This window comes from Streptomyces sp. NPDC008313, assembly GCF_042956125.1.
In the GTDB taxonomy this organism is placed as follows: domain Bacteria; phylum Actinomycetota; class Actinomycetes; order Streptomycetales; family Streptomycetaceae; genus Streptomyces.
In genome coordinates, this window is the sequence record NZ_JBIBFR010000009.1 from 40347 (window position 1) to 63986 (window position 23640).

Annotated in this window: 21 protein-coding genes; 12 read left to right on the plus strand and 9 right to left on the minus strand. The window is 68.4% G+C overall.

Annotated elements, in window-relative coordinates; genetic code table 11:
• Positions 1-9: 9 nt before the first annotated feature.
• From sigM to trxA, 4 genes are all read left to right on the plus strand, one after another.
• Complete coding sequence (sigM, locus tag ACFY93_RS13830; RefSeq protein WP_391357470.1) at positions 10-726, plus strand: RNA polymerase sigma factor SigM; 717 nt, start codon at positions 10-12, stop codon at positions 724-726.
• Positions 723-1652 (plus strand): anti-sigma factor family protein, encoded by a 930-nt coding sequence (locus ACFY93_RS13835; protein WP_391357473.1) that lies wholly within the window; start codon positions 723-725, stop codon positions 1650-1652. The genes sigM and ACFY93_RS13835 overlap by 4 nt, the downstream gene beginning before the upstream one ends.
• Before the next feature lie 184 nt (positions 1653-1836).
• On the plus strand, positions 1837-2808 hold the full coding sequence (gene trxB, locus ACFY93_RS13840; RefSeq protein ID WP_391357476.1) for a thioredoxin-disulfide reductase: 972 nt from the start codon (positions 1837-1839) through the stop codon (positions 2806-2808).
• Between the two features lie 44 nt (positions 2809-2852).
• Entirely contained in the window at positions 2853-3185 is a 333-nt protein-coding gene (gene trxA, locus ACFY93_RS13845) for a thioredoxin (protein WP_391357478.1), read from the plus strand.
• A 148-nt stretch (positions 3186-3333) separates the two neighbouring features.
• Here trxA and ACFY93_RS13850 read toward each other — a convergent pair whose 3' ends face one another.
• From ACFY93_RS13850 to rpmH, 9 genes are all read right to left on the minus strand, one after another.
• On the minus strand, positions 3334-3951 hold the full coding sequence (locus ACFY93_RS13850; protein ID WP_391357481.1) for a GNAT family N-acetyltransferase: 618 nt from the start codon (positions 3949-3951) through the stop codon (positions 3334-3336).
• A gap of 327 nt (positions 3952-4278) precedes the next feature.
• Positions 4279-5373, minus strand: coding sequence for a ParB/RepB/Spo0J family partition protein (locus ACFY93_RS13855; protein WP_391357484.1), 1095 nt, complete (start codon positions 5371-5373; stop codon positions 4279-4281).
• The gene (locus tag ACFY93_RS13860) at positions 5370-6443 is read right to left on the minus strand and encodes an AAA family ATPase (protein ID WP_391358024.1); all 1074 of its coding nucleotides are present in this window, start codon (positions 6441-6443) and stop codon (positions 5370-5372) included. The genes ACFY93_RS13855 and ACFY93_RS13860 overlap by 4 nt, the downstream gene beginning before the upstream one ends.
• Positions 6444-6795: 352 nt before the next feature.
• Complete coding sequence (rsmG, locus tag ACFY93_RS13865) at positions 6796-7512, minus strand: 16S rRNA (guanine(527)-N(7))-methyltransferase RsmG (protein WP_391357487.1); 717 nt, start codon at positions 7510-7512, stop codon at positions 6796-6798.
• A 204-nt stretch (positions 7513-7716) separates the two neighbouring features.
• On the minus strand, positions 7717-8226 hold the full coding sequence (locus ACFY93_RS13870) for a R3H domain-containing nucleic acid-binding protein (protein WP_391357490.1): 510 nt from the start codon (positions 8224-8226) through the stop codon (positions 7717-7719).
• Between the two features lie 15 nt (positions 8227-8241).
• Positions 8242-9522 carry a membrane protein insertase YidC gene (yidC, locus tag ACFY93_RS13875; protein ID WP_391357492.1) on the minus strand — a complete coding sequence of 427 codons (1281 nt, stop codon included), beginning with the start codon at positions 9520-9522 and terminating at the stop codon, positions 8242-8244.
• A gap of 3 nt (positions 9523-9525) precedes the next feature.
• Positions 9526-9879, minus strand: a complete 354-nt coding sequence (gene yidD, locus ACFY93_RS13880) for a membrane protein insertion efficiency factor YidD (RefSeq protein ID WP_391357494.1) — start codon at positions 9877-9879, stop codon at positions 9526-9528.
• Positions 9876-10247: a ribonuclease P protein component gene (rnpA, locus tag ACFY93_RS13885; RefSeq protein ID WP_391357497.1), complete on the minus strand. Its 372-nt coding sequence runs from the start codon at positions 10245-10247 to the stop codon at positions 9876-9878. The genes yidD and rnpA overlap by 4 nt, the downstream gene beginning before the upstream one ends.
• Positions 10248-10266: 19 nt before the next feature.
• Positions 10267-10404 carry a 50S ribosomal protein L34 gene (gene rpmH, locus ACFY93_RS13890; protein WP_003949374.1) on the minus strand — a complete coding sequence of 46 codons (138 nt, stop codon included), beginning with the start codon at positions 10402-10404 and terminating at the stop codon, positions 10267-10269.
• Between the two features lie 383 nt (positions 10405-10787).
• Between rpmH and dnaA the strand changes: the two genes are divergently transcribed.
• The 8 genes from dnaA (at position 10788) to ACFY93_RS13930 (ending at position 23539) form a co-directional block, all read left to right on the plus strand.
• Positions 10788-12821, plus strand: a complete 2034-nt coding sequence (gene dnaA / locus ACFY93_RS13895) for a chromosomal replication initiator protein DnaA (RefSeq protein ID WP_391357499.1) — start codon at positions 10788-10790, stop codon at positions 12819-12821.
• 991 nt (positions 12822-13812) lie between these two features.
• Positions 13813-14943 (plus strand): DNA polymerase III subunit beta, encoded by a 1131-nt coding sequence (gene dnaN, locus ACFY93_RS13900; protein ID WP_391357502.1) that lies wholly within the window; start codon positions 13813-13815, stop codon positions 14941-14943.
• A gap of 213 nt (positions 14944-15156) precedes the next feature.
• Positions 15157-16032 (plus strand): phosphogluconate dehydrogenase (NAD(+)-dependent, decarboxylating), encoded by an 876-nt coding sequence (gene gnd / locus ACFY93_RS13905; RefSeq protein WP_391357505.1) that lies wholly within the window; start codon positions 15157-15159, stop codon positions 16030-16032.
• Positions 16033-16083: 51 nt separating this feature from the next.
• On the plus strand, positions 16084-17208 hold the full coding sequence (recF, locus tag ACFY93_RS13910; RefSeq protein WP_391357508.1) for a DNA replication/repair protein RecF: 1125 nt from the start codon (positions 16084-16086) through the stop codon (positions 17206-17208).
• A complete protein-coding gene (locus ACFY93_RS13915; RefSeq protein ID WP_391357511.1) occupies positions 17205-17798 on the plus strand; it encodes a DciA family protein in 594 nt (197 codons plus the stop codon). Before recF ends, ACFY93_RS13915 begins: the two co-directional genes overlap by 4 nt.
• Before the next feature lie 284 nt (positions 17799-18082).
• On the plus strand, positions 18083-20170 hold the full coding sequence (gyrB, locus tag ACFY93_RS13920) for a DNA topoisomerase (ATP-hydrolyzing) subunit B (protein WP_391357513.1): 2088 nt from the start codon (positions 18083-18085) through the stop codon (positions 20168-20170).
• Positions 20171-20212: 42 nt separating this feature from the next.
• The gene (gene gyrA, locus ACFY93_RS13925; protein ID WP_391357516.1) at positions 20213-22807 is read left to right on the plus strand and encodes a DNA gyrase subunit A; all 2595 of its coding nucleotides are present in this window, start codon (positions 20213-20215) and stop codon (positions 22805-22807) included.
• 18 nt (positions 22808-22825) lie between these two features.
• Complete coding sequence (locus ACFY93_RS13930) at positions 22826-23539, plus strand: DUF3566 domain-containing protein (RefSeq protein WP_391357518.1); 714 nt, start codon at positions 22826-22828, stop codon at positions 23537-23539.
• The last annotated feature ends 101 nt before the right edge of the window (positions 23540-23640 follow it).

A 23640-nucleotide genomic window follows, 5' to 3' on the forward strand; every position in this document is an offset into this window, starting at 1 on the left:
GGGGTCCCGTTGGCCGACGAAGCCGCGCACGGCGAAGCAAGCGATCAGGACCTCCTCGCCCGTCACGTGGCGGGTGACCCGGAGGCCTTCGGTGAGCTTGTGCGGCGGCACCGTGATCGGCTGTGGGCGGTGGCGCTGCGGACGCTCGGGGACCGCGAGGAGGCGGCTGACGCGGTCCAGGACGCGTTGGTCTCCGCCTACCGGGCCGCGCACACCTTCCGTGGCCAGTCCGCTGTCACGACCTGGCTGCACCGCATCACGGTGAACGCCTGCCTGGACCGCGTCCGCAAGGCCGCCTCCCGGAAGACCGCCCCCATCGACGACACGGAACGGCTGGAGCAGCTGCTCGAGCCGCATGAGCCGGCTTCCTCTCCGGCCGAGCGCAACGATCTGCACCGGGAGCTGATGGAGGCGCTGGTTACTCTGCCGGCCGACCAACGGGCCGCTCTCGTCCTCGTGGACATGCAGGGCTACCCCGTCGCCGAGGCCGCCCGCGTCCTCGATGTGCCCGTCGGCACGGTGAAGAGCCGTTGCGCCCGCGGCAGAGCGAGACTGCTTCCGTTGCTCAGGCATCTGCGAGCAGACGGCGCCCTCGGGGGAGTGACCAAGGAGTCCGGTGACGGACGGAACCGGACTCAGGGGGCATCCGTCCCACCGGCAGCGAGACCTGACGACACAGGGCCAAGTGATTCAGCTGCGGTGAAGGGCGGAGGTGGGCGAGCATGACGACGACCGATACGGCCGGGCATCCGGACGTCGAGGAGATCTCCGACCTCACCGAGGGCCTTCTTCCGGCCTCCCGTACTGCCGAGCTACGACACCACCTGGAAGGCTGCTCTCTCTGCGCAGACGTCCACGACTCCCTGACGGAGATCCGCGGTCTGCTCGGCACGCTCCCCGGCTCGGAGCGCATGCCGGCCGACGTCGCGGGACGCATTGATGCGGCACTCGCCGCCGAGGTCCTGCTGACATCCACGGCACCGGACAGCCAGCCCGCCACGGAGAAGACCGGGCCCGCCCCATCGACGGGTGCTGATGTTTCACGTGAAACATCAGCCTCGGCCCCGGTGGGACGCCCCGCAGGGTATTCCCGTGCGGCCACGGGACCCGGCCGTACCAAGAAAGGGCGTCACGGCCGCCGCAACATCACCATCGGAGCGGTTCTCGCTGCCGCCGCTGTCGGTCTGGGCTCCCTGATGCTGCAGGCAGTGGACGACGACTCCGGGAAGCCCTCCGCGACAGCCACACAGCCCCACATGGACGCGGCACACACCTACGCGGACGACAGGCTGCAGGGACAGGTGGCAGACCTGCTGGCGTCCCAGAGGGAGAACGACGGCCGCACCAAGAGCGGCAAACCCTCGCTAGGTATCGAGTCCGACTCCGGGGCCACCGGCATGGAGCGGAACAACACCTTCGAAGGCACCACCGTGCGGGTGCCGAGCTGTATCGAGCAGGCCATCCCCGGCAACCAGGCACTGCTCGCGTCCGACGAGGGCGTGTATGACGGGCGCCGCGTGTACCTCGTGGTGACGCCTGATGCCTCCGGCAGCGGTCGGGTCACGGCCTATGTCGTCGACGCGGCCTGTACGAAACGGGACCCCGCGTCCAAGGGTGAGGTCCTGCTGAAGCGCAGTTACGCGCGGTCCTGAGCCCACCGTCCCGAAGAAGAACCGCCTGCCGAGCGGCGCGCGGCGTCCCGGCTTGTGTCGCAACTCCGTGTGCTCGGGCACAACGGGAATGCGAGCCCCTTAGGATCCGTTGGGTGGGGTGAGAGTTCCGAGAGAGGCTCCCACCGGCAGTACGCAGCAGTCTCCAGAGACGAGGAATCAAGCCGTGAGCGACGTCCGTAACGTGATCATCATCGGCTCCGGGCCCGCCGGCTACACGGCGGCGCTCTACACCGCGCGCGCGTCGCTGAAGCCGCTGGTGTTCGAGGGCGCCGTCACCGCCGGCGGTGCCCTGATGAACACCACCGAGGTGGAGAACTTCCCCGGCTTCCAGGACGGCATCATGGGCCCCGAGCTCATGGACAACATGCGGGCCCAGGCGGAGCGCTTCGGTGCCGAGCTGATTCCGGACGACGTCGTCACCGTGGACCTCAGCGGTGAGATCAAGACCGTCACGGACACCGCCGGGACCGTGCACCAGGCCAAGGCCGTCATCGTGACCACGGGTTCGCAGCACCGCAAGCTCGGCCTGCCGAACGAGGACGCTCTCTCGGGCCGCGGCGTCTCCTGGTGTGCCACCTGTGACGGCTTCTTCTTCAAGGACCAGGACATCGCCGTCATCGGCGGCGGCGACACGGCGATGGAGGAGGCCACCTTCCTCTCCCGCTTCGCCAAGTCGGTGACCATCGTCCACCGGCGTGACACCCTGCGTGCCTCCAAGGCCATGCAGGAGCGTGCCTTCGCCGACCCGAAGATCAAGTTCGTGTGGGACAGCGAAGTCGCCGTGATCCACGGCGACCCGAAGCTCGCGGGCCTCACGCTGCGCAACCTGAAGACCGGCGAGACGTCCGAGCTGCCGGTGACGGGCCTGTTCATCGCCATCGGCCACGACCCTCGCACGGAACTCTTCAAGGGACAGCTCGACCTGGACGACGAGGGCTACCTGAAGGTTCAGGCCCCGTCGACCCGGACGAACCTCACCGGTGTCTTCGGCGCCGGCGACGTCGTCGACCACACCTACCGCCAGGCGATCACCGCCGCGGGCACCGGTTGCTCCGCAGCGCTGGACGCCGAGCGTTACCTGGCGGCCCTCGCGGACAACGAGCAGAACCCCGAGCCCGAGAAGACCGCTGTCTGACCCTCCGTCCAGCCTCACCGCACCACCGAGTTAAGGAGCCCGCCGTGGCCGGCACCCTGAAGAACGTTACCGACGACTCCTTCGAGCAGGACGTGCTCAAGAGCGACAAGCCCGTCCTGGTGGACTTCTGGGCCGCCTGGTGCGGGCCGTGCCGCCAGATCGCGCCGTCGCTCGAGGCGATCGCCTCCGAGTACGGCGACAAGATCGAGGTCGTCAAGCTCAACATCGACGAGAACCCGGGCACGGCCGCGAAGTACGGCGTCATGTCCATCCCGACCCTGAACGTGTACCAGGGCGGCGAGGTCGCGAAGACCATCGTCGGTGCGAAGCCGAAGGCTGCGATCGTGCGCGACCTCGAGGACTTCATCGACGAGTAAGCGGCATCGCCGTCGCGCAGTCCGGCGAGGTTTCACGTGAAACACGGATGGGCCAGCCCGATCGGGCTGGCCCATCCGCATGCGCAGGGGCAGGGGCAGAGCCGCAGGAGCAGAACCAGAACCGGATGGTACGGACGGTCGCGCTTCGTCACAGCGGACGCAGCACTGGTTCCTTCTGTACGGCGCCCAGCAGCCGGTCGAGCGCCAGCTCGACGTCTTCCTTCCAGGAAAGCGTCGTCCGCAACTCCAGCCTCATGCGCGGATACGTGGGGTGAGGGCGGACCGTCTTGAAGCCCACAGCGAGCAGATGGTCCGCCGGCAGCACACAGGCAGGCTCCTTCCACCGGGCATCCCCGAAGGCCTCGATCGCCTTGAAGCCCCGCCGGAGTAGATCCTTGGCCACGGTCTGCACCATCACGCGTCCGAGCCCCTGCCCCTGGTAGGCGGGCAGGATGAAGGCAGTTATCAGCTGGACCGCGTCAGACGACACCGGACTCGTGGGGAACGCGGTGGAACGGGGAACGTAGGCTGGAGGCGCGTACATCACGAAGCCCACGGGCACGTCGTCGACGTAGACGACTCGGCCGCAGGATCCCCACTCCAGCAGGACGGCGGAGATCCATGCTTCCTTCTCCACTCCTGGGGTCCCCGCTCTTACCGCGGCTTCACCGCTGACTGGGTCCAGCTCCCAGAAGACACACGCCCGACAGCGCCTGGGAAGGTCCTGAAGGTTGTCCAGTGTGAGCGGTACGAGCCGACGCCCCATGAAGGCTGTTCCTCGCTTTCCTCGCCCGCGGCATCACGGGCGGCTGTCAGAGTGCTGCGCTCCCTGATCAAGCTGCCGACGAACCCGCCGACGGCTCCGAGTCCCAGGCCTGCGGTCACCAGCCCGGCGCGGCTCACCGTTCGCATGGCTTCCGCCTCCTATGAAGGTGTTGCCTGGTGGATGCGCCATACCCGAACGCATCGTATCCATGATGCGATTCCATCGATACCGCCTGAAAGCAAAGAGCGGGCCGTGTTCCGGTACACACCGGACAGGGCCCGCTCCTGCGACGATCGCCGACGACATACGCCTTCGGCGACCGTCGGTTCAGCTTTCCGACTCCTCCGCCTCGTCCTCCGCGGCGCCATTGGGAAGGACAGGGCCCTCCCCCGGTGCCAGCGTGCCGAGGATGCGTTCAAGATCGTCCATCGAGGCGAATTCGACGACGATCTTCCCCTTCTTCTGTCCGAGGTCGACCTTCACCCGGGTCTCGAACCGGTCCGAGAGCCGCGTCGCCAGCTCACTCAGCGCGGGGGAGAGTCGGGCGCCTGCTCGGGGCCCCTTGGAGCGCGGAGCCGCCTGAGGCCGCGACACCATCAGCTGCACGATCTCCTCGACAGCTCGTACCGAGAGACCCTCGGCCACGATCCGCAGAGCCAGCCTGCTCTGCTCCTCAGCGTCCTCGACCGACAGCAGCGCCCGGGCATGTCCGGCGGACAGCACCCCGGCGGCCACCCGGTTCTGCACCGCTGCCGGAAGCTTCAACAGTCGCAGGGTGTTGGAGACCTGCGGACGAGACCGGCCGATGCGGTCCGCCAGTTGATCGTGCGTGCAGTTGAAGTCCCTGAGCAGCTGGTCGTAAGCGGCAGCCTCCTCGAGAGGATTCAGCTGCGCACGGTGCAGGTTCTCCAGCAACGCGTCGAGGAGGAGCTTTTCGTCGTCCGTGTCCCGGACGATCGCCGGAATAGCGTCGAGCCCGGCCTCACGGCAGGCGCGCCACCGGCGCTCGCCCATGATGAGTTCGTAGAGGGCGGGGCCCGTCTGGCGTACGACCACAGGCTGGAGCAGCCCGACCTCCTTGATGGAGGTCACGAGTTCGGCGAGGGCGTCCTCGTCGAACACCTCACGCGGCTGCCGCGGGTTCGCCTTGATGGAATCAAGGGGCAGCTCGGCGAAGTACGCACCGACGGGTGATGCCGGCGTCTCCAGCGTGCCGGTCGTCGACGGCTCCTCTGTTTCACGTGAAACAGAGGCCAGCGGGCCTACGCTCGTCGCCGCGACACCACGCTCGGCAGTGAGTACGGGCACCGCTGCCGAGGAGGTGGAAGGGCCGACTGCTGGGGAGCCGTCCATCTCTCCCGTGGGGGCTGCGGGGATGAGGGCGGCGAGACCGCGCCCCAGTCCTCGTCGTCGGTCGCTCACTGGATCCCCTCCACCATGTTCTGATCATTCTGTGCGCCCGCGTGGGCGCGCTCCCCGTCATACGACATGCCCACACCGCGCAGCGCGATTTCTCGCGCTGCCTCAAGGTACGACAGGGCGCCACTCGACCCCGGATCGTAGGTCAGTACGGTCTGCCCGTAGCTCGGCGCCTCGGAGATGCGGACCGACCGGGGAATGCTCGTGCGTAGAACCTCGTCACCGAAGTGGTTACGCACTTCGTCCGCCACCTGGGAGGCCAGCCGGGTTCGGCCGTCGTACATGGTGAGCAGGATCGTCGACACATGCAGTGCCGGGTTGAGGTGCCCACGGACCAGGTCCACGTTGCGGAGCAGTTGCCCGAGGCCTTCCAGCGCGTAGTACTCGCACTGGATGGGGATCAGGACCTCCGCACCGGCGACCAGGGCGTTGACCGTCAGAAGACCGAGTGACGGTGGGCAGTCGATGAGGATGTAGTCCAGCGGCTGCTCATACGCCTTGATGGCGCGCTCAAGCCGGCTCTCCCGTGCTACGAGAGAGACCAGTTCGATCTCCGCACCGGCGAGATCGATCGTGGCCGGGGCACAGAAGAGGCCTTCGACGTCGGGGACCGGCTGTACCACTTCGGAGAGAGGCTTGCTGTCGATGAGCACGTCATAGATCGAGGGCACGTCGGCGTGATGGTCGATCCCCAGCGCGGTGGATGCGTTGCCCTGCGGGTCGAGGTCGACCACCAGCACCCGGCCGCCGTGCAGCGCGAGTGAGGCGGCGAGGTTGACCGTGGTCGTGGTCTTGCCCACGCCGCCCTTCTGGTTGGCGACCACCATGACGCGCGTCTGCTCGGGTCTGGGCAGACCTTCACCGGCACGTCCCAGTGCCTCTACAGCCAATTGGGCAGCGCGACCGATGGGAGTGTCGTCCATCGGGGGCGGTGTTTCACGTGAAACATCGTCCCCGATCGACTCGGTACGGGGACCGGGGACCGGATCGGTCATCGGTCCCGCGATGTTGGCGTCGGACCGCAAGGATTCACTCTCCTCGACTTCAGGCTCGCAATGAACAGAGCCTCCCATGCCTTCGGGGTCATGAACCAGCGAGGCCCTTCGTTCTGTGGAGAAATCCACCTCTGTGGACAACTCCGCTCCCTCTCCGAGTGACCCGAGGGGTTTCCGCTCGCGAGGTTCGGCCGCAGCGCGACCGCGACTGATGATGCCATGCAGCAGTGAGCGACGTTTCACGTGAAACACGATGCCTAGCGACCGCGTCCCATTCGGCGCGACACTCCGATATCCACAGCTTGGGGAGCTTATGTGGAGTACGCCCCCAGGGCAGTCCCGCCACAAGCCCACAGCAGCAGTGCCGGCACGAAAGAGCTCCTGGCCCACACACTGGGGCCAGGAGCTCATGTCATGCCGAGCAGGATTCCTACCGTCGTCGGCGGGCTCGCCCCGTCCGAGCCGCCTTGGCCCGCTTGGCCGCGAAGCGCACGCCTCCGGGGCTTTCCCCGACCTCGACCCGGACCACCGTGGACAGCGGGTCCACGATGCCCTCACCGACATGCAGTACCGAGGTCTCGGCAGCGCCGAGCTTGCTCAGCGCGGTCGCGGCACTCTTCAGCTCTTCCTCAGCGGTGTCGCCCTTGAGCGCCAGCATTTCCCCGTAGGGACGCAGGAGAGGAATGCCCCAAGTCGCGAGCCTGTCCAGCGGCGCCACGGCACGTGCCGTCACGACATGAACCGCCGGGAGGCTGCCCATGACCTCCTCAGCACGTCCACGGACTACCGTCACGTGATCGAGCCCGAGGAGTTCGACGACCTCGGTGAGGAAGTTCGTCCGCCGCAGCAGCGGCTCGAGAAGGGTGATCTTCAGGTCGTCGCGGACGAGAGCCAGGGGGATGCCCGGCAGGCCGGCTCCCGATCCCACGTCGCACACGGTCACGCCCTCGGGCACCACCTCGGAGAGCACGGCGCAGTTCAGTAGATGCCGCTCCCACAGCCGAGGCACCTCGCGGGGGCCGATCAGGCCGCGCTGCACTCCCGCCTCGGCCAGCAGCTCCGCGTACCGGACCGCGTCTGCGAAACGATCGCCGAATACGACTCGGGCCTGATCGGGCGCAGGGGGAAGCTCCGCTGCCTCCGTCACGGGGGACCGTCCTTCCGTACGGCGTCGGCGCACTCAGCGCCGACTTCCAGGACTATCAGGGACTGCAGCAGGCAGGACCGCCGCTGCCGGGACCAAGCTTTCGAGGATAGGCCCGACGGCAGAACGGCTGCCGGGGGATTACCAGGCTGACAAACTTCGGCCCCGCCTGCTCAACAGACGGGGCCGGAGGAACGCACGAACCGATCAGGCGGGAAGGACGACGACGAACCGCTGCGGCTCCTCGCCCTCGGACTCGCTGCGCAGGCCGGCGGTCTTCACCGCGTCGTGGACCACCTTGCGCTCGAAGGGGGTCATCGGCTCCAGCTTCACGGGCTCACCCGAGCTCTTGACCTCGGCGGCCGCCTTCGCGCCGATCTCAGACAGCTCCTCGCGCTTCTTGGCCCGATAGCCGGCGATGTCCAACATGAGCCGACTGCGGTCACCGGTCTCCCGGTGCACGGCCAGGCGCGTGAGCTCCTGGAGGGCCTCCAGCACCTCGCCGTCCCGGCCGACCAGCTTCTGCAGATCGCGCGTACCGGCGTCGCTGATGATCGAGACAGCGGCGCGGTCGGCCTCGACGTCCATGTCGATGTCACCGTCGAGGTCGGCGATGTCCAGCAGACCCTCGAGGTAGTCCGCCGCGATCTCGCCCTCCTGCTCCAGGCGGGTCAGGGTGTCGCCCTCGGCGGCGGCGGAGGTGGTGCCTTCCGTCACGGGATGGACTCCTTCTTACTTCTTGGACGGGGACTTGGGCCGCTGCGGACCCTTGCGCTGTCCGGACTGGGCCTTGCTGCGGGTACCGGTGCCGGGCTTGCCGCCCGCCGGCTTTGCGGTGCCGGACGTGGAGTCCTGCGGCGCGTCGGACTTGGTCAACGAGGTCTTCGGCTCCGACTCGCCCGCTGCCTTCGTGGCGCCGCCCTGTCGCTGGGACTTGGACTGGCGCTTCGGCTGCTGACGCTTGGGGACGGAGGAGGTGGTGGTCACCGTCCCGTCCTCGGCGGTCTCGGTGACGATCGTGCTCTCACCCTTGACCACGGCGCCGTCGGCCTGGGCCGCCAGCCCCGCCTTGCTCAGACCGTTGATGAACTTGCGCTCGAACTCGTTGCGGTCACGGCCCTTGGCGACGATCGCCTTGACGATGGCCTTCTCGCGACGGCTGCGCGCCTTGCCGTGGTGCGTGACGTGCTTCTGCAGGCGCTCCAGGAACGCCGCCTGAGCCTTGCTGCCCGGGGTCGGGTTGTTGCGGATGACGTACATCTGCTGGCCCATGGTCCACACGTTGGTGGTCAGCCAGTAGACGAGGACACCGACCGGGAAGTTGATACCGAAGACGGCGAACATCACCGGGAAGACGTACATCAGCATCTTCTGCTGCTGCATGAACGGCGTCTTCACGGTCGTGTCGACGTTCTTCGTCATCAGCTGGCGCTGTGTGAAGAACTGCGACGCGGACATCATCACGATCATGATCGCGGTGACGACGCGGACGTCCGTCAGCGTCGCTCCGAGCGACGCGACCTTGTCGGCCCCGTCGGTGAACTTCGCCGCGAGCGGGGCGCCGAAGATGTGGGCCTTCCGCGCGCTCGCGAGCAGCTGATCGTCGATGACGCCGATCGTCTTGCCCGTCGCGATGCCGTTGAGCACGTGGTAGAGGGCGAAGAAGAACGGGGACTGCGCCAGGATGGGAAGGCACGAGGAGAGCGGGTTGGTACCCGTCTCCTTGTACAGCTTCATCATCTCTTCGGACTGACGCTGCTTGTCGTTCTTGTAGCGCTCCTGGATCTTCTTCATCTCGGGCTGCAGCGTCTGCATCGCCCGGGTCGCCTTGATCTGCTTCACGAAGAGCGGGATCAGGCAGATACGAATCAAGATCACCAGGGACACGATGGACAGGCCCCAGGCCCAGCCCGTGTCGGCACCGAAGATCTTGCCGTACACGGAGTGGAACTGGACGATGACCCAGGAAACGGGTGTCGTGATGAAGCTGAAGAGACTGGCAATCGTGTCCACTAATCAGGCTCCTTGAGCATGGGACGGGGTCTCGGCGGCCGGGCTCGAGGGAGTGGTGCCCCCGAGGGCCGGTTCGGCGGCGGAGGGCCCGCCCTTACGTGCGCGCCATGCGTGACGCAGCATCTCGTGCCACCGCGGACGCTTGCGCGGCGGGACATGGTCCACGCCACCCAGCGACCAGGGATTGCACCGGAGGATGCGCCAGGCCGTGAGTGCCGTGCCCTTGACCGCGCCGTGCCGGTCGATGGCCTGGAAGCCGTAGTGGGAACACGACGGGTAGTACTTGCACACCGGCCCGAGCAACGGGCTGATGGTCCACTGGTACAGCTTGATGAGAGCCAGCAGCGGGTACTTCATCGCGCGCCCCCTCCCAGCAGCCGCTGAAGTGCGGCATCCAGGTCTCGGGCCAGTTGTGCATGGTCGGCGTCACCCGCACCGGGCAGCGCTCGTACGACTACCAGGCTACCGGGGGGCAAGAGGGCCACTCGGTCACGCATCAGATGGCGAAGCCTGCGCTTCACCGTGTTGCGCACAACCGCTCCACCCACGGCCTTGCTCACGACGAAACCCGCACGCGTCGGGGGAACGCTCTCCCCAGGCGCGTGCGGGTCCGTTGCACCGCTACGAAGGTGGACGACGAGGAACGGGCGTCCGGCCCGGCGTCCTCGACGTACCGCGGTCGCGAAGTCCTCGCGCCGCCTCAGCCGATGCTCGGTAGGCAGCACGACAACATGACCTGTTCGATCAGGCGGACAGGCGGGCGCGACCCTTGCCACGGCGGGACGCGAGAATCGCGCGGCCGGCACGGGTGCGCATCCGCAGCCGGAAGCCGTGGGTCTTCGCGCGACGACGGTTGTTCGGCTGGAAGGTGCGCTTGCTCACTCGGGGGCTCCAGAAAGAATCGGTGGCGGCGGGGTGCCGTCCTGGCTGTCACCGTGCGCCCACGAGTAGCTCGCGATCACGCCCGAGTGCACCGCTTCCGATCACTCGCGTGATCTATGCCCATCGGAGGCAGGCGGCAGCAGCCATCGACAACTCGACCTGGTCACGGTACGCGCGGCTACGCCATCCGGTCAAACCGGCATCTGCGTGCCGCCCGCCGGGAGACACTGTCCACAGGCTGGGGACAACAACTTGAACCCTACCGGCCACGCTGACTACCGTGGCTGAACTCCGATTCGTTCCCTTCTTGCTGCCCCACCCCCTTTACATCCCGACCCGTCCCGGAACCACACGTTCGTGGGACTCGTGAGAGAGCGTGCCCTGTGGCTGACGTACCTGCCGATCTTGCCGCAGTGTGGCCACGAGTACTGGAACAACTGCTCGGCGAAGGCCGCGGGCAAGGGGTCGAGGCGAAGGACGAACACTGGATCAAGCGCTGCCAGCCCTTGGCCCTGGTCGCCGACACCGCGCTGCTCGCCGTTCCGAACGAGTTCGCGAAGGGCGTACTCGAGGGACGCCTCGCGCCGATCGTCAGCGACACCCTGACCCGGGAGTGCGGCCGTCCGATCCGCATCGCGATCACCGTCGACGACTCCGTGGGCGAGCCCTCCCCGCCGCCGTCCTCCCAGCACCGCTACGAGGAGCCCGAGCTCCCCACCGCCCAGGGCCGTGACACCTACGACGGCCGGGGACGCGAGGGATACGAGGGGCAGGGCCGCGATCCCTACGACGCTCAGCGCCGTGACGACTACGACGCCCCGCCCCGCGACGGCTACGAGGGGTACGGCCGGCACCGCGCGGACACCCACCGCTCCGAGCCCCACCGGCAGGACACCCACCGTCCGGAGCCCCAGCGCACCGAGGGCCACCGTTCCGAGGGCCACCGCGCCGGCCACCCGGACCAGTCCACCGGCGGGCCCGGCGACCAGCAGCAGGCGCCCCGGCCCGACCAGCTCCCGACCGCGCGGCCCGCCTACCCGGACTACCAGCGGCAGGAACCGGGCGGCTGGCCCCGCCCCGCCCCGGACGACTACGGCTGGCAGCAGCAGCGCCTCGGCTTCCCCGACCGGGACCCGTACGCGTCGCCCTCCCAGGACTACCGCCCCCAGCCGATGGAGCGCCCGCCCTACGAGCAGCAGCGCCTCGACTACGAGCAGCCCCGGGCGGACTACGACCAGCGCGGCGACCGCCGCGACCTCCAGGAGCCCCCGGCCGGCGGCGGCCACGGGCGCGTCCACCGCGGCGGCCCCTCGCTGCCCGCCTCCAGCGGCGCCCCCGGCCCCCTGGCCGCGCAGCCGGCGCCGGCGACCGGACCGGGCGAGCCCACCGCACGCCTCAACCCGAAGTACCTCTTCGACACGTTCGTCATCGGCGCGTCCAACCGCTTCGCCCACGCGGCGGCGGTCGCCGTCGCCGAGGCGCCCGCGAAGGCGTACAACCCCCTCTTCATCTACGGGGAGTCCGGCCTCGGCAAGACGCATCTGCTGCACGCGATCGGGCACTACGCGCGCAGCCTGTATCCCGGCACGCGGGTGCGGTACGTGAGCTCGGAGGAGTTCACCAACGAGTTCATCAACTCGATCCGCGACGGCAAGGGCGACAGCTTCCGCAAGCGGTACCGCGAGATGGACATCCTGCTGGTCGACGACATCCAGTTCCTGGCGGACAAGGAGTCGACGCAGGAGGAGTTCTTCCACACCTTCAACACGCTCCACAACGCGAACAAGCAGATCGTGCTCTCCAGCGACCGGCCGCCCAAGCAGCTGGTGACCCTGGAGGACCGGCTGCGGAACCGTTTCGAGTGGGGTCTGATCACCGACGTCCAGCCGCCCGAGCTGGAGACCCGTATCGCGATCCTCCGCAAGAAGGCCGTCCAGGAGCAGCTGAACGCGCCTCCGGAGGTCCTGGAGTTCATCGCGTCCCGCATCTCCCGCAACATCCGGGAGCTGGAGGGCGCGCTGATCCGGGTCACGGCGTTCGCCTCGCTCAACCGGCAGCCGGTGGACCTCGGCCTGACGGAGATCGTCCTCAAGGACCTGATCCCCGGTGGCGAGGACTCGGCCCCCGAGATCACCGCGACGGCCATCATGGCGGCGACCGCGGACTACTTCGGGCTGACGGTGGACGACCTGTGCGGATCCTCGCGCAGCCGCGTCCTGGTGACGGCCCGCCAGATCGCGATGTACCTGTGTCGCGAGCTCACCGACCTGTCCCTGCCGAAGATCGGCGCCCAGTTCGGCGGACGCGACCACACGACCGTCATGCACGCCGACCGCAAGATCCGCGCGCTGATGGCCGAGCGACGCTCCATCTACAACCAGGTCACCGAGCTCACCAACCGCATCAAGAACGGCTGACCGGCACAGCTGTACGCCGCTGAGGGCGCCCCGGGACACGCTCCCGAGGGCGCCTTCGCCGTTCCCCGCCCGGCGCCGGGCTCCGCCGGTCCGACGCTCCGCCCGTCCTTCGAGGCGGCCGCGGACGGCCTCCGACGCTCCCGATCGCGGCCGCCCGACGCCCACGCCTCCAGCCTCCCCAGGCCACCGCGTCCGGCCTCCCGGGCGGCCCCTGTTCGAAGACGGCCCGGGTTACGGCCGCTCTCCACAGATTCGGTGACTTTCTCGCGTCCACACCCTGGGGACCGGAGAGTTTTCCAGACCGTGTCCACAGGGGACCCTGGTGAAAACGCATCCAGCCAGGTCAGGCACCTGTGGATCCGTGGACGAAGGATCTCCACAGGGTGTGGACAGGGAAATGATCCACAGGCTGTGCGCCGAGTTGTCCACCGGCAACCCACAGGCGCGGGCCGGTTGTCCCCAGTGATCACCAGCTTCTCCACACCGCTGTCCACTGTTCGGCAACTTCAGGCGCCCTCTCACCGTGTCGAGTGAAAGGCGTCACATCAAGGTGCCGGGTTGGCCTGTGGGGAACGCGGGTAAAACTGGGGACGGCGCTGGGGAGAAGTAGCCCTCTCCTGTGCACGGTGTGTGCAGAACTTTTCCCCGTCCACAGCGGAGCCCGGTTGTCCACCGCCTCCACCCACAGGGTCAGTGGATAAAATTCCGCCTCTGAGCTGCGGAAACGGGGTTATCCACGGTATCCACAGCCCCTACTACTACTCCCAACTAGAGAGAGCTGGGAATCCGTTTCGAAGGAGGGGCTGTGCACAACTCGCTGTCCGGGGCTCCGGTGCCGCTCGGCACGACTTGACCCCGACGGGCACCTACTGTCAGTGCGGTGCGTCAGACTGGTCCCCGGCGTCCTACCCCTCACCGGGACCGGCGACGCCGAGTCACAGGACGAAGGCCAGCAGGGCGAGAGCGCCGGCAACAGACGGAGGCGGCAACGGTGAAGATCCGGGTGGAACGCGACGTACTCGCGGAGGCAGTGGCCTGGGCGGCACGCAGCCTCCCGGCCCGTCCGCCGGCGCCTGTGCTCGCCGGCCTCCTCCTGAAGGCCGAGGAGGGCGCCCTGAGCCTCTCCAGCTTCGACTACGAGGTCTCGGCGCGGGTGTCCGTGGACGCGGAGGTCGACGAGGAGGGCACCGTCCTCGTCTCCGGCCGCCTGCTCGCGGACATCTGCCGCGCCCTGCCCAACCGGCCGGTGGAGATCTCCACAGACGGTGTACGGGCGACCGTGGTCTGCGGCTCCTCGCGATTCACACTCCACACCCTGCCTGTGGAGGAGTACCCGGCCCTGCCGCAGATGCCGACGGCGACCGGCACCGTGCCCGGCGAGGTCTTCGCCTCCGCCGCCGCCCAGGTGGCCATCGCGGCCGGCCGTGACGACACGCTTCCGGTGCTGACCGGTGTGCGCATCGAGATCGAGGGCGACAGGGTCACACTGGCCTCCACCGACCGCTACCGCTTCGCGGTCCGGGAGTTCCTGTGGAAGCCGGAGAACCCGGAGGCGTCCGCGGTCGCCCTGGTGCCCGCCAAGACGCTCCTGGACACCGCCAAGGCGCTCACGAGCGGCGACAGCGTGATCCTGGCGCTGTCCGGCTCGGGGGCCGGCGAGGGCCTGATCGGCTTCGAGGGCGCCGGCCGCCGCACCACCACCCGCCTGCTCGAGGGCGACCTCCCGAAGTACCGCACGCTGTTCCCCACGGAGTTCAACTCGGTGGCCGTCATCGAGACCGCCCCCTTCGTGGAGGCCGTCAAGCGTGTGGCCCTGGTCGCCGAGCGGAACACCCCGGTGCGGCTGAGCTTCGAGCAGGGTGTCCTGATCCTGGAGGCCGGTTCCAGCGACGACGCACAGGCTGTGGAGAGGGTCGACGCGCAGCTGGAGGGCGACGACATCTCGATCGCCTTCAACCCGACCTTCCTGCTCGACGGTCTGAGCGCCATCGACTCGCCGGTGGCCCAGCTCTCCTTCACGACGTCCACGAAGCCGGCCCTGCTGAGCGGCAAGCCCGCCCTGGACGCCGAGGCGGACGACGCGTACAAGTACCTGATCATGCCGGTGCGGCTGAGCGGCTGAGCGGTTTCCGCTCCGGCCGCCGCGCCGGGCGGCCGGAGCGGAAACGGCAGAAGCGGCGGGCTTCGCGGCGGGCCGCCGGGCCGGGGCGCGAAGCCGCAGGTGGGAGTACGTATGAGCGCGTATGCCCACAGGTGTGCGTGAGCCTGCGGGTTTAGGCTCGGAGGCGGGTACCAAGGTGCCTACCCACCACGTCGCGAACCTAAGGAACAATTGATGGAGCTCGGTCTCGTCGGCCTCGGCAAGATGGGCGGCAACATGCGCGAGCGGATTCGCCGCGCAGGTCACACCGTCATCGGATACGACCGCAACCCGGATCTCGCCGATGTCCACAGCCTCGAGGAGCTTGTGGGCAGGCTCAAGGGTCCGCGCGTGGTGTGGGTGATGGTCCCGGCCGGTGCCCCCACCCAGTCCACCGTCGACCAGCTCGCCGAGCTGCTCGAGCCCGGGGACGTCGTGGTGGACGGCGGGAACTCCCGCTGGACCGATGACGAGAAGCACGCCGAGGAGCTGGCGGCCAAGGGCATCGGCTTCGTCGACTGCGGCGTCTCCGGCGGTGTCTGGGGCCTGCAGAACGGCTACGCACTGATGTACGGCGGCGACGCGGAGAACGTCGCCAAGGTGCAGCCCGTCTTCGACGCCCTCAAGCCCGAGGGCGACGCCGGTTCCGTGCACGCGGGCAAGGTCGGCGCCGGCCACTTCGCCAAGATGGTCCACAACGGCATCGAGTACGCCATGATGCAGGCCTACGCCGAGGGCTGGGAGCTGCTGGAGAAGGTCGACTCGGTCACCGATGTGCGCGAGGTCTTCCGCTCCTGGCAGGAGGGCACGGTCATCCGTTCCTGGCTGCTCGACCTGGCGGTCAACGCCCTCGACGAGGACGAGCACCTGGAGCAGCTGCGGGGTTACGCGCAGGACTCCGGGGAGGGCCGCTGGACGGTCGAGGCGGCCATCGACAACGCGGTGCCGCTTCCCGCGATCACGGCGTCGCTGTTCGCCCGTTTCGCCTCGCGGCAGGACGACTCGCCGCAGATGAAGATGATCGCGGCGCTGCGCAACCAGTTCGGCGGCCACGCGGTCGAGAAGAAGTAGTCCACCGGTCCGCTGAGCGGATCCGAACGCTGGGGGAGGTCGGCGACGACCATGCACGTCACGCATCTGTCGCTGGCCGACTTCCGCTCGTACGCCCGGGCCGAGGTGCCGCTCGACCCGGGCGTCACCGCGTTCGTGGGGCCGAACGGCCAGGGCAAGACGAACCTGGTCGAGGCCGTCGGCTATCTGGCCACCCTCGGCAGCCACCGGGTCTCCTCCGACGCACCGCTCGTGCGGATGGGCGCCGACCGCGCGATCGTCCGGGCCCAGGTCCGTCAGGGCGAGCGGCAGCAGCTGGTCGAGCTGGAACTCAACCCGGGGAAGGCCAACCGGGCCCGCATCAACAGGTCGTCCCAGGTCAGACCGCGGGATGTGCTGGGGATCGTCCGGACGGTGCTGTTCGCGCCCGAGGACCTCGCGCTGGTGAAGGGCGATCCCGGGGAGCGGCGCCGCTTCCTGGACGAGCTGATCACCGCACGCTCCCCGCGCATGGCCGGTGTCCGGTCGGACTACGACCGGGTCCTCAGACAGCGCAACACGCTCCTGAAGTCCGCCGCCCTGGCGCGCCGCCACGGCGGCCGGACGATGGACCTGTCGACGCTCGACGTGTGGGACCAGCACCTCGCGCGGGTGGGCGCCGAACTGCTCGCCCAGCGGCTCGACCTGGTCGCCGCGCTGCAGCCGCTGGCCGACAAGGCGTACGAGCAGCTGGCGCCGGGCGGAGGACCGGTCGCCCTGGAGTACCGGCCCTCGTCGCCGGAGATCGTCGGCCACGCGCGCGAGGAGCTGTACGAGCAGCTCATGGCCGCGCTCGCCGAGTCCCGCAAGCAGGAGATCGAACGAGGCGTGACCCTGGTGGGTCCGCAGCGCGACGATCTGCTGCTCCGGCTGGGCAGGATGCCGGCGAAGGGGTACGCGTCCCACGGGGAGTCCTGGTCGTACGCGCTGTCGCTGCGCCTGGCCTCGTACGAGCTGCTCAGGGCGGAGGGCAACGAGCCCGTGCTGGTCCTCGACGACGTCTTCGCCGAGCTGGACTCCCGGCGCCGTGAGCGACTGGCCGAGCTGGTGGCTCCCGGGGAGCAGGTGCTGGTGACGGCCGCGGTGGAGGACGACGTGCCGGAGGTGCTGACGGGAACGCGGTACGTCGTCTCCGAGGGCTCCGTGGAGCGCGTATGACGAAGAACACGTCGCCGGACGGTCCGCAGGACCCGCGGGGCCACAACGGCCCGCAGGGCCCCCAGGAGGACCGCGGCCGCGGCAAGGCGGCGGAGCCCTCCGGCGTCGACCTCGCGCGCGTGGCCCTGCGCGCCGCGAAGGAGCAGGCACGCGCGCGTGGGGACGCGGCCCAGCAGAAGAAGCAGGCCCGCAGGGGCGGGCTGCGTTCCGGCGCGCGGGCGGACGGACGCGATCCGATGGCGCTCGGGGCGGCGATCAACCGGCTCATCAACGAGCGCGGGTGGGAGACCCCGGCCGCGGTGGGCGGCGTCATGGGGCGCTGGCCGGAGATCGTCGGCGACGACCTGGCCAAGCACTGTGTGCCCGAGAGGTACGACGAGGACGAGCGGATCCTGACGGTCCGCTGCGATTCGACGGCGTGGGCGACGAACCTGCGTCTGCTGGCTCCGCAGCTGGTCGCGCGGCTGAACCAGGATCTCGGGCACGGCTCCGTGCGGGTGATCAAGGTGCAGGGTCCCGCCGGTCCCACCAGGCGTTTCGGCCCTCTGCGAGCCCCGGGGAGCACCGGTCCGGGTGACACCTACGGGTGAGGTGACTCCCCGGTAGCAACGGGTTGACACCTCGAAGCGCTGAGTGCCGCTGTGAGCCTCTTGGAGCCCCTTTCCGTATATGGGGAGTCGGGTGAGTCCGGTTCAGGGCGGCACATGCGGACTCAGGTACCGGCAAACCCCCATCACTGTCGGCGCTACCGGTAGACTGAGCGAGAATCCCGCCCCGTTCGCGGGGACCACCGGGAAAATGGTGTGCACCGCTGACTAAGGCTTACCTACGCAACACGCCGCAGCCGCTCCGGCCACAGCCTGGAGACCGGCTTGTGCTGTGCCAGAAAGGGCGCTTCGTGGCCGATTCCGGCAACCCCAACGAGAACATCCCGTCCACCGACGCAGGCGTCGACGCCGAGGCCCCTACCTCGAACGGCGAGGTCACGGGCACGGCATACGACGCCAGCGCCATCACAGTCCTCGAGGGTCTGGACGCGGTCCGCAAGCGACCCGGTATGTACATCGGCTCGACCGGTGAGCGCGGCCTGCACCACCTGGTGCAGGAGGTCGTCGACAACTCCGTCGACGAGGCGCTGGCCGGCCACGCCGACACGATCGACGTCACGATCCTCGCCGACGGCGGCGTACGGGTCGTGGACAACGGTCGCGGCATCCCGGTGGGCATCGTCCCCTCCGAGGGGAAGCCGGCCGTCGAGGTCGTGCTGACCGTGCTGCACGCGGGCGGCAAGTTCGGCGGCGGCGGCTACGCGGTCTCCGGAGGTCTGCACGGCGTGGGTGTCTCCGTCGTGAACGCGCTGTCCTCGAAGGTCTCGGTCGAGGTCAGGACCGACGGCCACCGCTGGACGCAGGACTACAAGCTGGGCGTTCCGACGGCCCCGCTCGCCCGGCACGAGGAGACCGAGGAGACCGGCACGTCGGTCACCTTCTGGGCCGACGGCGACATCTTCGAGACCACCGAGTACTCCTTCGAGACGCTGTCGCGGCGCTTCCAGGAGATGGCGTTCCTCAACAAGGGTTTGACGATCAGACTCACTGACGAGCGCGAGGTGGCGAAGGCCACCATCGGGGCCGACGAGGCGGGTGCGGACGAGAAGGACGAGGCCAGGACGGTCACGTACCACTACGAGGGCGGCATCCTCGACTACGTGCGCTACCTCAACTCCCGCAAGGGAGAGGTCGTCCACCCCACCGTGATCGACCTCGAGGCCGAGGACAAGGAGCGCATGCTCTCCCTCGAAGTCGCCATGCAGTGGAACAGCGGTTACAGCGAGGGCGTCTACTCCTTCGCCAACATCATCCACACGCACGAGGGCGGTACGCACGAGGAGGGCTTCCGTGCGGCGCTGACCTCGCTGATCAACAAGTACGCGCGCGACAAGAAGCTGCTGCGGGAGAAGGACGACAACCTCACGGGTGACGACATCCGCGAGGGTCTGACCGCGATCATCTCGATCAAGCTGAGCGAGCCGCAGTTCGAGGGGCAGACGAAGACCAAGCTGGGCAACACGGAGGCGAAGACCTTCGTGCAGAAGGCGGTCTACGAGCACCTCAACGACTGGCTGGACCGCAACCCGAACGAGGCCGCGGACATCATCCGCAAGTCGATCCAGGCGGCCACCGCGCGCGTGGCGGCCCGCAAGGCCCGCGACCTCACCCGCCGCAAGGGTCTGCTCGAATCGGCGTCCCTGCCGGGCAAGCTCTCCGACTGCCAGTCGAACGACCCCACCAAGTGCGAGATCTTCATCGTCGAGGGTGACTCCGCCGGCGGTTCGGCCAAGTCCGGCCGCAACCCGCAGTACCAGGCGATCCTCCCGATCCGAGGCAAGATCCTCAACGTCGAGAAGGCGCGGATCGACAAGATCCTGCAGAACCAGGAGATCCAGGCGCTGATCTCGGCCTTCGGCACCGGGGTCCACGAGGACTTCGACATCGAGAAGCTCCGCTATCACAAGATCATCCTGATGGCGGACGCCGACGTCGACGGCCAGCACATCAACACCCTGCTGCTGACGTTCCTGTTCCGCTTCATGCGGCCGCTCGTCGAGTCCGGTCACGTCTTCCTCTCCCGCCCCCCGCTGTACAAGATCAAGTGGGGCCGGGACGACTTCGAGTACGCCTACTCGGACCGTGAGCGGGACGCGCTGATCGAGCTCGGTCGGCAGAACGGCAAGCGGATCCGCGACGACTCGGTCCAGCGCTTCAAGGGCCTCGGCGAGATGAACGCCGAGGAGCTGCGCATCACCACCATGGACCAGGAGCACCGCGTCCTCGGCCAGGTCACCCTCGACGACGCCGCCCAGGCCGACGACCTCTTCTCGGTCCTGATGGGCGAGGACGTCGAGGCACGCCGCGCGTTCATCCAGCGCAACGCCAAGGACGTCCGCTTCCTCGACATCTGAGTCGGTCTCAGCTGACCGCACCGGAAAGGATCCTCACCAGCAATGGCCGACGACAACTCCACCAGCACACCTGAAGAAGAGGGCGGCATCAGCCTGCGCGTCGAGCCCGTCGGGCTCGAGACGGAGATGCAGCGCTCGTACCTCGACTACGCGATGTCCGTCATCGTGTCCCGCGCGCTGCCCGACGTCCGGGACGGTCTCAAGCCCGTCCACCGCCGCGTCCTGTACGCCATGTACGACGGCGGCTACCGGCCCGAGAAGGGCTTCTACAAGTGCGCCCGCGTCGTCGGCGATGTCATGGGCAACTACCACCCCCACGGCGACTCCTCGATCTACGACGCCCTGGTGCGCCTGGCGCAGTCGTGGTCGATGCGGATGCCGCTGGTCGACTCCAACGGCAACTTCGGCTCTCCCGGCAACGACCCGGCGGCCGCCATGCGGTACACCGAGTGCAAGATGATGCCGCTGTCCATGGAGATGGTCCGCGACATCGACGAGGAGACCGTCGACTTCCAGGACAACTACGACGGCCGCTCCCAGGAGCCGACCGTCCTGCCGGCCCGCTTCCCGAACCTGCTGATCAACGGTTCCGCCGGTATCGCGGTCGGTATGGCGACCAACATCCCGCCGCACAACCTCCGTGAGGTCGCGTCCGGCGCCCAGTGGTACCTGGAGAACCCGGAAGCCTCCCACGAGGAGCTCCTGGACGCCCTCATCGAGCGGATCAAGGGCCCCGACTTCCCGACGGGCGCCCTCGTGGTGGGCCGCAAGGGCATCGAGGAGGCGTACCGCACGGGCCGCGGCTCCATCACGATGCGCGCGGTCGTCGAGGTCGAGGAGATCCAGAACCGCCAGTGCCTGGTGGTCACCGAGCTGCCCTACCAGGTCAACCCGGACAACCTCGCGCAGAAGATCGCCGACCTGGTGAAGGACGGCAGGATCGGCGGCATCGCCGACGTCCGTGACGAGACCTCCTCCCGTACGGGCCAGCGGCTCGTGATCGTGCTCAAGAGGGACGCGGTCGCCAAGGTCGTCCTCAACAACCTCTACAAGCACACAGACCTCCAGACGAACTTCGGCGCCAACATGCTGGCGCTCGTCGACGGCGTGCCCCGCACCCTCTCGCTGGACGCCTTCATCCGGCACTGGGTGGCACACCAGATCGAGGTCATCGTCCGGCGGACGAAGTTCCGGCTGCGCAAGGCCGAGGAGCGCGCGCACATCCTGCGCGGCCTCCTGAAGGCCCTGGACGCCATCGACGAGGTCATCGCGCTGATCCGGCGCAGCGACACCGTCGACATCGCCCGTGAAGGCCTGATGGGCCTCCTGGAGATCGACGAGATCCAGGCCAACGCCATCCTCGAGATGCAGCTGCGCCGGCTCGCCGCTCTGGAGCGACAGAAGATCATCCAGGAGCACGACGAGCTCCAGGCGAAGATCACCGAGTACAACGCGATCCTCGCCTCGCCGGTGCGCCAGCGCGGCATCATCAGCGAGGAGCTCACCGCGATCGTCGAGAAGTACGGCGACGACCGGCGCTCCAAGCTGGTGCCCTTCGACGGGGACATGTCCATCGAGGACCTGATCGCCGAAGAGGACATCGTCGTCACCATCACGCGCGGCGGCTACATCAAGCGCACCAAGACCGAGGACTACCGCTCCCAGAAGCGCGGCGGCAAGGGCGTACGCGGCACCAAGCTGAAGCAGGACGACATCGTCGACCACTTCTTCGTGTCGACGACCCACCACTGGCTGCTGTTCTTCACCAACAAGGGCCGCGTCTACCGCGCCAAGGCGTACGAACTGCCGGACGCCGGCCGTGAGGCGCGTGGCCAGCACGTCGCCAACCTGCTGGCCTTCCAGCCCGACGAGGCGATCGCCCAGATCCTCGCGATCCGTGACTACGAGGCGGCGCCCTACCTGGTGCTGGGCACCAAGGGCGGTCTGGTCAAGAAGACGTCCCTCAAGGACTACGACTCCCCGCGTTCCGGCGGTGTCATCGCGATCAACCTCCGCGAGACGGAGGACGGCTCGGACGACGAGCTGATCGGTGCCGAGCTGGTGTCCGCCGAGGACGATCTGCTGCTCATCAGCAAGAAGGCGCAGTCGATCAGGTTCACCGCCACGGACGACGCGCTGCGCCCGATGGGGCGTGCGACGTCGGGTGTGAAGGGCATGAGTTTCCGTGGGGGAGACCAGCTGCTCTCGATGAATGTTGTTCGACCCGGTACGTTCGTGTTCACTGCCACAGACGGCGGGTACGCGAAGCGGACCGCTGTCGACGAGTACCGCGTCCAGGGCCGCGGCGGCCTCGGCATCAAGGCTGCCAAGATCGTCGAGGACCGCGGGGAACTCGTCGGCGCGCTGGTGGTCGAGGAGACCGACGAAATCCTCGCCATCACGCTGTCCGGCGGTGTGATTCGTACGCGAGTCAACGAGGTCAGGGAGACGGGCCGTGACACCATGGGCGTCCAACTGATCAATCTGGGCAAGCGCGATGCCGTGGTCGGTATCGCTCGTAACGCCGAGGCCGGCCGTGAGGCGGAGGAAGTCGACGGCGACGAGGCCGTCGACGAGACCGCCGAGGGCGTGGAGGCCGTCGGCACGGAAGAGGGCGAGCAGTCCTCGGCCGAGTAGCGCGAGGAGTGAGTCATCGTGAGTGGAGCCACGGGCGCCGGAGCGTCCGGTACCTCGAAAGGTACCGAGAAGGACGGCGGCCGTGGCCCCGCCATGGACAGAGCTGACTCCCATGACTCTCATGGATCCCAGGGGGGAACTGTGACCGACACCCGAGGCCCGCAGGCCCAGCAGTACGCGGGCGGACCGGGCCCGGCTGCCTCGGCCGGAGCCGCTCCGGCCGCACAGCCGGCCGGCTCCGCGCTGCCGGGGGAGCGGCAGCCGCAGCAGCCGGCCGGGCCGTACCACCCGCCGCAGGCCTACCAGGCCGCCCCGTCGGGCGGCATCCGCAGGCCGCGTACCGGGGCGCGTACGACACCGCGCACGCGCAAGGCGCGACTGCGGGTGGCCAAGGCCGACCCGTGGTCGGTCATGAAGGTCAGCTTCCTGCTGTCCATCGCGCTCGGCATCTGCACGATCGTGGCGGCGGCGGTGCTGTGGATGGTCATGGACGCGATGGGTGTCTTCTCCACGGTCGGCGGCACGATCTCCGAGGCCACCGGCTCGAACGAGTCCAACGGCTTCGACCTGCAGTCGTTCCTGTCGCTGCCGAACGTCCTGCTGTTCACCACGGTCATCGCGGTCATCGACGTCATCCTCGCCACGGCGCTCGCGACCCTCGGCGCGTTCATCTACAACCTCTCGGCGGGCTTCGTCGGCGGCGTCGAGCTGACGCTCGCTGAGGACGAGTAAACGTTGTGGGAGGCCCCGACGCGGGGCTTCTGACACGCATGCCGGTCCGGCCCGTTCCCCGTTCCAGGGGACCGGGCCCGCCACGCGGGCACCCCGGAACC

Coding starts and splice junctions, on each gene's coding strand:
- gnd (WP_391357505.1), top strand. CDS start 15,157: ATGGAGCTCGGTCTCGTCGGCCTCGGCAAGATGGGCGGCAACATGCGC.
- ACFY93_RS13915 (WP_391357511.1), top strand. CDS start 17,205: ATGACGAAGAACACGTCGCCGGACGGTCCGCAGGACCCGCGGGGCCAC.
- recF (WP_391357508.1), top strand. CDS start 16,084: ATGCACGTCACGCATCTGTCGCTGGCCGACTTCCGCTCGTACGCCCGG.
- ACFY93_RS13860 (WP_391358024.1), bottom strand. CDS start 6,443: ATGGGAGGCTCTGTTCATTGCGAGCCTGAAGTCGAGGAGAGTGAATCC.
- ACFY93_RS13835 (WP_391357473.1), top strand. CDS start 723: ATGACGACGACCGATACGGCCGGGCATCCGGACGTCGAGGAGATCTCC.
- ACFY93_RS13850 (WP_391357481.1), bottom strand. CDS start 3,951: ATGGGGCGTCGGCTCGTACCGCTCACACTGGACAACCTTCAGGACCTT.
- yidD (WP_391357494.1), bottom strand. CDS start 9,879: ATGAAGTACCCGCTGCTGGCTCTCATCAAGCTGTACCAGTGGACCATC.
- gyrA (WP_391357516.1), top strand. CDS start 20,213: ATGGCCGACGACAACTCCACCAGCACACCTGAAGAAGAGGGCGGCATC.